The 13,639-nt window shown below is 46.8% G+C and carries 7 protein-coding genes; 5 read left to right on the forward strand and 2 right to left on the reverse strand.

Annotated features, from left to right (window positions below; genetic code table 11):
- Nucleotides 1-715 precede the first annotated feature (715 nt).
- The 5 genes from NRI27_RS13480 to NRI27_RS13500 all read left to right on the forward strand — a co-directional run bounded on the left by NRI27_RS13480 (nt 716) and on the right by NRI27_RS13500 (nt 10,045).
- Nucleotides 716-2,962 carry a 5'-nucleotidase C-terminal domain-containing protein gene (locus tag NRI27_RS13480; protein ID WP_371391178.1) on the forward strand — a complete coding sequence of 749 codons (2,247 nt, stop codon included), beginning with the start codon at nt 716-718 and terminating at the stop codon, nt 2,960-2,962.
- A 244-nt stretch (nt 2,963-3,206) separates the two neighbouring features.
- The gene (locus NRI27_RS13485) at nt 3,207-4,694 is read left to right on the forward strand and encodes an N-acetylmuramoyl-L-alanine amidase (protein ID WP_371391180.1); all 1,488 of its coding nucleotides are present in this window, start codon (nt 3,207-3,209) and stop codon (nt 4,692-4,694) included.
- 78 nt (nt 4,695-4,772) lie between these two features.
- Nucleotides 4,773-6,665 carry a S8 family peptidase gene (locus NRI27_RS13490; protein ID WP_371391181.1) on the forward strand — a complete coding sequence of 631 codons (1,893 nt, stop codon included), beginning with the start codon at nt 4,773-4,775 and terminating at the stop codon, nt 6,663-6,665.
- Between the two features lie 25 nt (nt 6,666-6,690).
- Nucleotides 6,691-7,701 (forward strand): C40 family peptidase, encoded by a 1,011-nt coding sequence (locus NRI27_RS13495; RefSeq protein ID WP_371391182.1) that lies wholly within the window; start codon nt 6,691-6,693, stop codon nt 7,699-7,701.
- Between the two features lie 289 nt (nt 7,702-7,990).
- Complete coding sequence (locus NRI27_RS13500) at nt 7,991-10,045, forward strand: S-layer homology domain-containing protein (protein ID WP_371391183.1); 2,055 nt, start codon at nt 7,991-7,993, stop codon at nt 10,043-10,045.
- A gap of 782 nt (nt 10,046-10,827) precedes the next feature.
- Here the strand turns inward: NRI27_RS13500 and murJ are convergent.
- Together murJ and NRI27_RS13510 are read right to left on the reverse strand one after the other, a co-directional pair.
- Nucleotides 10,828-12,339, reverse strand: coding sequence for a murein biosynthesis integral membrane protein MurJ (gene murJ, locus NRI27_RS13505; protein WP_371391184.1), 1,512 nt, complete (start codon nt 12,337-12,339; stop codon nt 10,828-10,830).
- A 120-nt stretch (nt 12,340-12,459) separates the two neighbouring features.
- Complete coding sequence (locus NRI27_RS13510) at nt 12,460-13,638, reverse strand: glycosyltransferase family 4 protein (protein ID WP_371391185.1); 1,179 nt, start codon at nt 13,636-13,638, stop codon at nt 12,460-12,462.
- Nucleotide 13,639 lies beyond the last annotated feature (1 nt).

A 13,639-nucleotide genomic window follows, 5' to 3' on the forward strand; every position in this document is an offset into this window, starting at 1 on the left:
CGCTCAAAGCAGCGAGTCCGACCCCTAAAAATTAAACACAGCATAAATTCCCCAAACACCACAAAAACGCCTCAAACGCGGCATAACCGCTCACACCACACAACCCCCTCTAAACCAACCCTATTATTTGTCAAAACCCATTCAGCGCGACAAAACTCATCGTCCACTCAAAATCCCCCGCGAAACAACCAACCCCCAATCCATTCGCCTCATAAATTCGTCAAACGCCGCATAAATCCCCCGAACACAGCATAATCTCCCCAAACACCGCATAATCGCCTCAAACGCGGCATAACTTCGCCAAACGCGGCATAACCGCCGCCAAATTCCGCATAACCTCCTACAATCCAAATCCCTCAAAATACCCCTATAATTTGTCAAAACCCATTCAGCGCGACACAGATCATCCGCCCCACAAAACTCCCCGCGAAACAACCAACCCCCAATCCATTTGCCGCATAAATTCGTCAAACGCCGCATAAATCCCCCAAACACCGCATAATCTCCCCAAACACCGCATAATCGCCTCAAACGCGGCATAACCTCAGCCAAACGCGGCATAACTCCGCCAAACGCCGCATAACCGCCGCACCCCCCAAAAAACCAAAACAAAACTGTTAAGATTTCGTATATTCCACTAAATCTCTTGGAAGCTCTCTCACTAAGATGGTAGAATAAGAATGACTCACCAAATCGATTCAAAGGGGGAAGAAATTTGTACAAGTTTAATCAAAGCAAAAAATTTCTTGCAACATCAGTAGTCGCTTCAGCTGTAGCGGCAGCAGTCATGGTGCCTGCAGCGTCTGCTGACACGGCAACGACGACAGGATTCAAGGACGTCTCCAAATCCTACGCAACAGCGGTTGATTTTCTTGTCCAACACGACATCACAAAGGGGTATAACAAAGATGTTTTCGGGACAACCGATTCCATTAAACGTGCTGACGCAGCGGTATTAATTGCCAACGCACTTGGATTCGATAAAAATAAAACATACAAAGACGCTGGATTCAAAGACGTGCCGGCACGTGCAAAATGGGCGGTTAACGCTCTCGTTGAAGCAGGCATCATCGACGGCTTGAACGCCACTGAATTCGGTTCAGATGAATTGTTAACACGTAACCAAATGGCGAAGGTGCTTGCAAACGCTGCAAACCTTGCCATCGACGACAAAGTGAAAACGACAAAATTCAAAGACGTCAACTCGAACTTCTCGAAATACGTCGAAGCACTCGTCAAAGCAGGCATTACACAAGGGAAGGATGACACGAAATTCGGTGCGTATGACCACGTAACACGCGGCGAAATCGCGCTATTCCTCTTCCGTTCACAAGAAAATCTTGGCTTCATCGACTTAATGGTCATGCATATGAACGACCATCACGGTTACCTGGAGCCATTCCCGTACATTTCGACAGTCGTTAAAGAACTACGTGCTCAACATAAAAACAACCTCCTTCTTCATGCAGGGGATGCGTTCTCTGGGGATCTGTACTTTAACGCATTCTACGGTAAAGCAGATGTGGCAATGATGAACGAATTGAAATTTGACGCAATGACATTCGGAAACCATGAATTTGACCTAGGCAGCTCTAAAGAAGGGCACCAGAAGCTACAAGAGTTCATTAAAGCGGCGAAATTCCCGATGCTCGGCGCAAACATTGACTTCTCGAAGGACGAGCTGTTCAAAGGCATGCAAACGCGCGGCGTTACTGAAAACCATAAAGACGGACATATTTATGACGGCGTCGTCATGGATGTCAACGGTCAAAAAGTCGGCGTCTTCGGCTTGACGACGGAAGAAACACCATCCATCGCGAGCACTGGAAAAGTTGAATTTGAGAAGTATATTGAGCGTGCGCAAGCGACGGTCAAAGCATTTGAAGACAAAGGCATTAACAAAATCATTGCCGTCACACATATCGGGTTCGACGATTCACTCGTCTGGGACAATGACAAAGAACTCGCGGAAAAAGTGAAAGGCATCGACATCATCGTCGGCGGCCATACACACTCGAAAATTAAAGCACCTGAAGTCATTAACGGCACAACAGCAGCGCCAACAATCATCGTTCAAGCACAAGAATACGGCAAAGTACTCGGCACATTGGACGTCAAGTTCAACTCCAAAGGTCAAATTTATGCACACGCAGGGGAGTTAATCGTCACAGATCCGACTTCAAAAGACTTCACAGTGAAAGCAGATCCTGCCGTAGCGAAAGTACTTGCACCATACACAGAAAAAGTGAACGAAATTAAAAATGCATCCATCGGCGTAAAAGCGACAGTCCTTCTTGACGGAAAACGTGACTCCGAAAACTCTGGTGTGTCCAGCGTGCGTCACAACGAAACAAACCTCGGTAACGTCATGACGGATGCAATGCTATGGAAAGCGAAATCTATTAACGCTAAAACGTCCATCGCAATTCAAAATGGTGGTGGAATCCGTACATCCATCGAAGAAGGAGACATTACGACAGGGGACGTTCTTAAAGTCATGCCTTTCGGAAATGCTTTAGCAATCATGGAATTGACTGGGGAAGAAATTAAGAAAACCCTTGAACACGGTGTAGCGGCTGACGCAATCGAAGGCGGTAAAGGTTTGAAAGAAAACGGCGGATTCTTACACGTTTCCGGCATGAAATTCACGTACGACAGCACGAAAGCAAAAGGTGAGCGTGTCCAATCCGTACAAGTACTTGAAGGCGACAAATACGTCGATCTTGATAACGCTAAAACGTATTTCGTAGCAACAAACACATTCACTGCTAAAGGCGGTGACGGTTTTGAAGCACTCGGCAATGCGTACAAAGCAGGTCGCGTATCAGAACCTGGTTTCGTAGACTATGAAAACTTCATCGAGTACGTAAAAACATTAAAAGCGGACTTGGCTCCAACAGTAGAAGGACGCATCATTGACGTCTCACTAGCAGTCCAACAAAACGGCTACAAAACAAAATAAGACGATTCGACAAAGACCTACACCAATTCGACAGGTGTAGGTCTTTCTTATTAATAAACCACCAATTCCCATTACCAATCACCTAAAAATGACCTAATCCCGCAAAAACCACTACCCACTTCCTACCGCGTTTAGACACGAAATCCCAAAAAAATTGAAATTAGTACGAATGAAACATATTAATATGTAAAGCGGTATGCTAGACTAAAAGAAACATTTTTCCACAAAGGAGTACAGTTATTCAATGAAAAAAAGTGTTTTATTTCTGTTGTCGTTCGTATTGATTTTTTCATTCGAACTTTTCACGGTCAAACCTGCCTCAGCTGCTTCCGGATTTGTGGACATAACATCTACACATAGAGCTTACAAAGAGATTACGTATTTAGAACAGGGTAATATTACAACCGCGGATATTTTCAACCGGTATGAACCAGATGCACCGATGACACGAGCACATGCAGCTGCTATGATTGGACGAGCAATTCAATTAACAGGTACGCCCGTTGAAACGCGCTTCTCTGATGTACACATGGATCACTTTGCATCCGGTTACATCGAAGAATCCGTCAATCGCGGCATCATCTTCGGTTACAAAGAAGCAGACGGCACGTATACATACAAGCCGGACAAGCAATTAAAACGTGGAGAAATGGCCTTACTCATCAGCCGTGCATTCGGATATAAATCCGATACGACACACGCCGCAGCACAAGAATTCCTCGCAAAAGGGATTTCCGCTGGGACAGGCAATGGGAACTTCGGAACAGAAGACCTCATGAAACGTGGAGACTTCGCAGTGTTCCTAGCAAGAGCAGTCAACGCGGAATTCAGAGTGAAAGCAAATGACTTAGCTTCATCCGAAATGTACGTTGAAGTAGGGGACGACGATGTACTCAACATGCGTACAGGCCCTTCAACAAACTACTCGGTCACTAAAAAGTTATTCAGAGGATACCCGATTGACGTTCAATACAAAGTCGGCGAATGGGTATACACAAAAATCGGTAACGACTACGGTTTCATTCACGGCAATTTCTTAACAACTGATCAGCCACACATTAGCAACATTAAAGACCCGATAGATGTCATTGAAGATGTTATCGTCGGCAAGAAGCCACTAAACGAAATCACAATTGTCCTTGACCCAGGCCATGGCGGAAAAGATCCAGGTGCAGCAGGCAATGGCATGCGTGAAAAAGATGTCGTATTAGATATTTCTAAACGCGCAAAAAAATATTTCCAAGGCACACCGATCAATATTAAACTAACAAGAGAAACAGACGTATTCCTTGAATTGCAGGAGCGCGTAAGCTTCGCAAAAAAACAGCAAGCAGACATGTTCATAAGTGTCCATGCCAATGCATTTAACGGAAAAGCATCCGGGCTTGAAACGTACTATTATTCTGCAGCAAGAAATGCGAACGTTACAGAATCGAGAGCACTTGCAACATACATCCAAAACAGAATGCTCGAAGCATGGAACTTACCAAACCGTAAAGTACAAAGCAAATCACTGCATGTTCTACGTGAAAACTCCATGCCAGCAACATTGATTGAAGTCGGCTTTATTGACAATAAAACAGACGCAGCATACATTAAATCTCCTTCACACCGTGAAACAATGGCAAAAGCCGTCTACCTTGGCTCACTTGACTACTTGTATCACTTCGAAGGACGCGATGACGTTATGCCTTACTACACAAAATACAATGCAAAACCTTCTAAAAAGTAATAGCCAAACAGCCCTACTGGAATCTCTTTTCTAGAGGGCTTCTTTTATAGGTAAATTGCAAACAGGACGGTGACCGCAATGAAAAAATTCATCGGAGCATTTGCGTTCGTAATGGCTTTCCTCATTACAATGCAGCTCCCAGCGCATGCAACAGCACAAACAGACAAGTACTTGCTCATCAGCGAAAACCAAACCGAACTCATTAAATTCATGCACGAAAACGGGATCTCCATCCAAAAAACGTACCCGGAATTCCAAATCATTTCGGCACAATTAACAGATGACGAACAACACCTTATCAAACAAACATTCAATAACACGATTATCCAACGAGATAGCGAATACAAAAAAGAAGGCGAAAAAGACATCCCTTCCAGTGCACTCATTAACACCGCACGGAACACGATATCCCCATATTCAGGGAAGGGCGTGAAAGTCGGCGTACTCGACTCAGGAATCGATGTCAAACACCGTGACATCAAAGTGAAAGACGGCTACTGTGCAATCGAAGTTGAATGCGCAATCGGCACACCGTACGACGATGACAACGGCCACGGTACACACGTTGCGGGCATCATCGCTGCACTCGCCAATCAAACCGGACTCATCGGCATCGCACCGTCCGTCGATCTTTACAGCATCAAATCATTGAACGCATTCGGCATCGGGACGACAACGAGCCTCATCGACGGCATTGATTGGGCCATTAAAAACAAAATTGACATCCTGAACTTAAGCATCACGACCGACAAAGACGATCCTGCACTACGCCAAGCATTAAAACGTGCATACGACAGCGGCATCCTCATCGTCGCAGCAGCAGGGAACAATGGTGATGAAGCGAGCGGTGTCGTCATGTATCCAGCAAAATACGATTCCGTCATCGCCGTCTCCGCCGTTAAAGCGGATCTGACAAAGCTCCCAAGAAGCGCGTCAGGAAAAGAAGTCGAAATCGCTGCACCTGGCCATAAAATCTTCAGTACATACCCGATGAAATGGGATTTCGAAGACGGCAAAGCGGACGGTTATACACAACTAACCGGTACATCGATGGCAGCCGCGCATGTCACCGGCGTCCTTGCGCTCTATAAGGAACGTTTCCCGAACATGACGAACGTCGAATTGCGCGCACTCCTCGCGCATTCAGCGAAAGATCTCGGGGCAAAAGGAAGAGACGACGTTTTCGGACACGGACTTGTCGAATACAAACAAGCCTTCCAAAACACCATTTCATTCACACAAAATCGCCAAGCCGGCCAACTGACGTTACAATACACCGGTCCAAAAGCAGTTACAGTAACAGGAAATGGCATCATCCAAACGGACAAAGGCCAGTGGACACTGTATGGTGTTGCAGGAACGGTTGAAGCACGCGTCACAACGAAAACCGAGCAAGGCACGAACTTTACCGAGAAAATCTACTTATCCTTGCAACAACCGGCATTTAAAGACGTCAACAACACCCAGCGGTTTGCGGGTCCGATCGGCTTCCTAACAAACAAGCAACAAATTAAAGGCTTCCCCGATGGCACATTGCGCCCGTACGAACAAATTACGCGAGCGGAAGCCGCAGCGATCATCGGACGTGCATTAGGCTACAACGAAACGACGAATAAAACATCATTCAAAGACGTTTCACCTTCTTCATTCGCAGCGAGCTACATCGCGCAACTAAAAGAAGCGAAAATCATTTCAGGATTCAAAGATGGCACCTTCAAACCGGACCAAAAAGTGACACGTGGTGAAATGGCGATCTTCATTGCCCAAGCGTTCGCCCTACAAGCCGACACGAAAAATCGTTTCGTTGATTGTCACCCGTCCATGGCAGCCTACAACGCCATCAACGCCCTCGTCGCCGCGAACGTGACGACCGGCTACAGCGACAAAACATTCAAACCGAACGACTACATGAACCGCGCGGACTTCGCCGTCTTCCTCGCGCGTGTTCAAGAAGACGCGTTCAAGCAATAACCTACGGAAATGAGGATGCACCCCCATGAAAAAACTTCAAACAGTACTGTTGTTTTTTGTGATCGCGACCTTGTTCAGCACACTACCGGCTAAAGCGTCCGCAATAAGCGTCGCAGACTTCGCAAAAAGCTTCGAAGGAACAAAATACAAATTTGCGGGCAATACACCTGAAGAAGGCTTCGACTGTTCCGGTTTTATCGTCTATGTGTATGACAAATTTGGCAAAAAGCTACCGCGTACATCAGAAGGGCAATTTAACTATGGCACGCCAGTAGACCAACAAAACTTGCAACGAGGCGACTTAGTATTTTTCAAAGACACATACAAACCGGGCATTTCGCATACAGGGATCTACTTAGGCGACAACACGTTCATCTCCGCTGAAAACGAAAAGCGGGGAGTCGCTGTCGCCAAATTAGCCGGACATCCGTACTGGGGGCCAAAATACGTCGGCGCAAAACGGTTACTAGGCAATAGCACGCCGACGGAACCCGTGAAATCATTCGTCGACGTCAACACACAACATCCCGCACACGAAGCAATTACCGCTTTAAGCGGACAAGGCATCATCAACGGCTTCCCGAACGATGAATTCAAACCTGAAGACACGATTACACGTGGGCAAGCAGCGGCAATCTTGAACCGCGTCCTGCAATTGACACCGACAACCGATGTCGTATTTGCGGATGTCGATAAAAATCATCAGTTTGCCGTCCATATCGCGGCGATGAACGAAGCAGGGATTTTAAGAGGCTACGAGAACGGACACTTCGGTTTACAAGATACATTGACACGCACACAACTGGCTGTCATCGTCGACCGAGCATTTAAACTGCAAGCGAAAGCAGGCGGGGAAGTCCAAATCGCATCTGATTACGCAGACATTCCGCCGACGTATTGGGCAAAAAACGCCATTCAAGCACTCAAACATTTCGACAAAACCGGCATCTTCCAAACGCCAACGTACGAATTCACAAAAAGCGTTACACGCGCGGACTTCACAGCAGCGGTTTACAGTGCCATTCACGCAAAGTGAACAGTCGACTGAATTGATATTCTACGAGACCGATAAAACGCTACTGTTGAATAGTTAGCAAAGCATAAAAATCATCAGCCCACTAAACGTAGAAACGAGTGATGCAAATTAATCGCCATCCAAGCAGAATGATCGCGCTTATTAAAATAACGTCTACGAGACCGATAAGTAGAGAGAAGAAAGCAACAGTTGAATTACAAGTAGCGTATAATTAGTATGCTAGTAGACACGTAGAATCAAATTATTCAACGTAGAAGAAAGAGAATGCCTTATTTATAGGGGGAAAACCATGAAACGCAAACTCGCATCACTGCTCGTCATCCTCATGATGCTGATACAGCTGTCTCCAGCAACGACGAAAGCAGCAGATGAACTGACAGGACTGACATTGGAAAAAGAAGTCCGTGAAATGATTTCACTCGGTATTATCAAAGGATTTACAGACGGCAAAATCTATCCGAAAGCGGACGTTAACCGTGGTGACTTTGCCGCATTCCTAGCACGAACACTAAAACTGCAAGCAGAAACACCAAACTTCACAGATGTGAATCCATCATCCGCCATTGCCGGCGAAATTGGTGCCATCCAAAAAAGCGGCATTATGAAAGGGACATTGGATGGTCGATTCATGCCTACGAAATTGATGACAAGGGAAGAGATGGCTGTCACAACAGCGAGAGCAATCACCTTTTTGAACATCGAAGTGGTGGCGGATGAAATCTTGCTGACTGATCAAAACAGCTTCGCTTCTGCAGAAGGAGTTGGCGCTGCGAAGAAAGTTTTCGCTGCTGGCATCATGAATGGAACGTATGTCGATCCGACACGTAAAATCATTACATTTGATCCGGCTGGCATCTCAAAACGTGACCAAGTCGCTGCTGTACTTAGTAGGTTCCTAGCCTTCAAAACAGCGCACGAAAAACCGGTAGAACCGGAAAATCCAGGAGAACCTGAAGAACCGACAAAGCCAGAACCACCCATTGCAGATCCGGAGAAGTTCCAGCTCTCAATCGTTGAAAACGGTTCTATGAAACTGCTCGACAAAAAATACAATACGTATGCTGAAGCGGTGCAAGCATTAAACGCCAATCCGAAAGCGGAAGGCATTTACAAAGGCAAAGAACTATTGCGCATTAAAAGTGGCATGGCATTTGCCCAAGGGCCACTCGGCAATAACACCGTCATTTACTCAAGCCCATCATTCGGCACACAATTGACGTACATCGAAGCAGGACGTGAAATCGGCGTACTGGAATACGCGGAAAACTACGTGAAAGTCCAAGTCGCAGACACAGTCGGCTACGTAAAACATAGTCAAATCGACTTCGTTCCCGTCGCGATTTCATCATCCAAAGATTACTACATCGGAAACAGCAACAACGAATTGCTGCACTACACGTACAACTATTTAACACATCGTTACGGTGCGTACAGCATCGGTCCAGTTCCATCGTTCATGACGATCGGCACAAGGTATTATTCAAAAGACGGCGTCCATTTCTATGACGGATACGGAAAAGTGGCGGGTACGCATTACCCGTACTTCCAATTCCAATCAATCCGTTCTACAACGTCCTACACAACGGAAGAAATTGACGCATTCATCATGCAAATCTTGACGGAAAAACAAAACACCGGCCAAGCAAGATACGCAAACGCAACGGTCAAATCCAAGCTCATCGGACTCGGTGCATACATTAAAGAAATGGAAGCCCAACACCGTGTCAACGGATTGTTCATCCTGTCAACAGCGATGCACGAAAGTGACTTCGGCATGAGCGGAAACGCACAAAAGAAAAACAACTTATTCGGCATCAAAGTATTCGACAGCACTCCGGAAGCCGGTGAAATGTACGCAACACCACAACGAAGCGTTGAAGCCTTCGTCTTGGAATATGCGAACAAAAACTACGGCATTCCAGGCCGACCGTATGCGAAAGGCGCAGTACCTGGCAATAAAACATCAGGCTTCAACGTCCATTACGCATCCGATCCAACATGGGGCGCAAAAATCGCTGGCCACATGTGGCGTACAGACAAAGCGATGGGCAGCAGAGACATTCAGCGTTACCGTCTAGCAATGACAAACGTCAGCACATCGTTAAACGTCCGGACAGCACCACTCGTCTCATACGACACGCTCCTATTCTCGTTCGCAGCAAAAGACCTAGGACGCAGCGGTCAAAGCGGCTACCCAGTCGCCATCGTCGAACAACAAAAAGGTTCAGACGGCTACATCTGGTACAAAGTATACGCAGACGCCGTCCTCAAAGACGCAACCGGCAACCACATCGAATTCGGCTGGATCCGCGGCGACCTCCTAAACGAACTAAACACACACTAAACACCAAAAGGCACTTTCTGTTCAAACCCGAACAGAAAGTGCCTTTTAACAATGCAATCCTACCTATAACCAAACCAGTAAAGTGTCAAAACCCATTAGGCGCGACAGGAGTCTTACAGTAAAAAGCAGATCCCCGCGATACAAGAAATCCAAACACCGCATAACTTCTCCAAACACGGCATTCTTCTCACAAACGCTGCATAACTCGTCAGAACGCGGCATTAACTCCTCAAACGCCGCATAATCCCCCAGAACGCCGCATAATCCAGGCAAATCACAGTCCCCTAAAACAAACCCGTTAAAGTGTCAAAACCCATTAGGCGCGACTGGTGTCGTACAGTAAAAAGAAAATCCCCGCGATACAAGAAATCCAAACACCGCATAACTTCTCCAAACACGGCATTCTTCTCGCAAACGCGGCATAACTCGTCAGAAATCGGCATAAACTCCTCAAATGCGGCATAACTCCGCCAAACGCAGCATAACCCAGGCAAATCACAATTCCCTAAAACCAACCCATTAAATTGTCAAACCCCATTAGGCGCGACAGGAGTCATACAGTAAAAAGCAGATCCCCGCGATACTAGAAATCCAAACGCCGCATAATCTCCGCAAAAACAGCATAAATGCCTCAAACGCGGCAAAACTCTTCAGAACGAGGCATAAATCACGCAAACGAGGCATAAATCCCGCAAACGCGGCATAAATTCGCTAAACGCCGCATACTTAGCAGCAACTCCGCATACTTAGCAGGAACTCCGCATAACAAAGGAAATCTCCACCTATCCCCTCCGCAACAACCCAACAAATCGATTAAACCCTTCCCGATAAAACAACCGAATCATCGGCACATACACAACGACCCCAATCGGCACAAGCACCGCCAACTCAATTAGCGAATACCAATCGCCTGCATGCAACACAACTTTCGCGCCCCACACAACGAGCCCCATCACAATCGCAGGGCCGACAACGCGAGCGCTCATCCGGCCGACCCGCTTCAACTCAGCCATCCCTAAATCCTTATACACGACAATCATCGACACCACAAAATAATACACACTCACAACGGATGCCGAAATCGCCAAGGCAGGATAGCCGTATTTATCCACCAACAACCAGTTCATCAAAAAGTTGATCCCAATCGTCGTCACACTAATCCGGAACACAACCGCCGTCTTGCCGCGCGAATACATTGACTTCGACAAAATGAGCTGCATTCCTTGGAACACAATAATAGGCAAATATAACAACAGCGCAATATATGTCTTCTCTGCATCAACAGCCGTAAACTTGCCGCGCTCATAAATGAACGAAACAACCGCATCACCGACAACTAACAACCCAATTGCAATCGGCAACAACGTCACTAACGAAATCTCCATCCCGCGGAACACCGTATCTTTAAACTTCGCCAACTGCTCCGTCTGCTCACTCATCAACGTGAAAATAATCGCAGCCAACGTCGTCGCGTAAATCGCATTCGGTATGCTCACAATCAACGACGAGTTATTCAAATACGTCACAGCCGCCGCTTCAGTACCCGATGCAAATGCTCGGTTCACGAATAAATTCACCTGCCCGACAACCGAATTCAACAACGAAGGAATAATCAACACAAGAAACGCCTTCGCAAACGTCTTCTCCATATGAAACACCGGTTGCCACTTATAATCCGATCGCGCAAGCGCAACGACCTGAATAATAACACCCATCACAGTCCCTGCAACAAATCCATACACTAACGAATAAATGCCCCACACATCACTGAACAAAATTGCGAACAACGCAGACATAAACGTCGCCAACAACTTCGCTAGCTGAGAAGGCACAAAAATCCGCCGAGACTGCAAATACGAATCAAGCAAACCGCTCAACGCAATCATCGTAATAAAAGCAAAAAACGTCTGCGTAATCTGTACCGCGTATGGCTCCGTTTCCGGCAACATATCCGGATACATCAACGGCACGAACCACTCCGCGAAAAACCACCCGAACAAACTGACAAACACGAACAAAATCATCGTCCAGTTCAACAATGCATTCGCATTTCGGTCATCATGATTGGGATTCGCCGCTCGACTCTTCGTATACATCGGCAAAAACACATTATTAAATCCTGTCGAAATCATTGCCACCACTAACGTAATGAACCCGAATGCCAAAAAATACCCATCCGTCTCCGCTGAAGCGCCAAATTGCTTCGCCACAATCGATTCACGAACAAATCCCGAAACCTTCAATACAAGCGCAAGCAATGCCGTCCACAAAGCCGCCTTTTTCAACTTACTCATCGCCACAACCACCTAACCTCTTCAATGGACAACTGTACCGAACGCACCAACACACTCGGTCACAAGCCCTCAAAAATGCAGAAAGCCCCCGGCCAGGGCAGGGGGCAATCACATCATCCATTATTTTTGCGCTAACGCCTTGTTATAAATCGATTCGTACTTCTCAGCAGCCGCAAAATGAGAATACTCCGCGACAATTTTCGCACGCGCCGTATCCGCCAACTGCTGCCCAAACGCAGGATCTTCCAACAAACGGATCATCGCATCGCTCAACGCCTCAACGTTTTGCTCCTCAACAAGCAATCCATCTGTCCCATCCTCAATAATCTCCTTCAATCCACCAACCGCACAAGCAATCAACGGCACGCCGGATCCCATCGCTTCCAACGCAGAAATCGACGTCGCTTCCTCAACTCCAGCAGAATAGATCGACGGCACAAGCGCTACGTTGCTCAGCGCATAATACTCAATCATATCCGCATGGTCCACCGCGCCGACCATCGTCACGCGATCCGCCACACCAAGCGCAGATGCCTTCTCCTTCATCGTCTCCAACATCTCGCCCGTCCCCGCAAACACGACACGTGCCCTAGGAAACTTCTCAAGCACTGCAGGCAACGACAAAATCGGATAGATAACGCCATTTTTCTTCGTCAAACGACGCGGCACGAAAAAGATCTGATCCTCTTGATCAAAACCATATTTCGCACGGAATTCATTCCGACGCTCAATCTCAGGCTTAAACGACTCTACGTCAATGAAATTCTTAATCATATTCCCGATGACGCCGGTCTCTTTTTCAATATATTCCTTAATGCGTGTATCAACCGTAATCACTTCACGCGTCGCCATATACGACTTACGCTCCGCTTCCATCAATTCATCCGCTTCAGGAGACCCTTCAACAACTGTCCCTTTGGAAATCCCTTCAAATGTCAAATACCCATGCACCGTACTGACGACAGGGACATCCGACTCAAGTGCAGCCAACGCCGTATATGCATCTTGCGCGTTCACAATGTCATACGTGCTGCTCGCAACCTTCTCTTTAATCAACGCTTCCAACTCATCTTTTCGGCGCTTCAACGTCCATACATAACCCGAACCTTTTTTCACTTTATTCAACACAAACGCCGGTCCGCGTACAACCCCATCACGTTTCCACTTCGGCACATCAGAAAACGACACAATATCAACCGAATGGCCACGTGATTCTAAACCCGCCTTCAGCGTCGTCAAGTGAACCGACAAACCTCCTAAATGAGGGTAATCATAAGCAGTCGCTAATAAAATTTTCAAA

The sequence above is a fragment of the Sporosarcina sp. OR05 genome (assembly GCF_041414805.1).
Lineage (GTDB): Bacteria > Bacillota > Bacilli > Bacillales_A > Planococcaceae > Sporosarcina > Sporosarcina saromensis.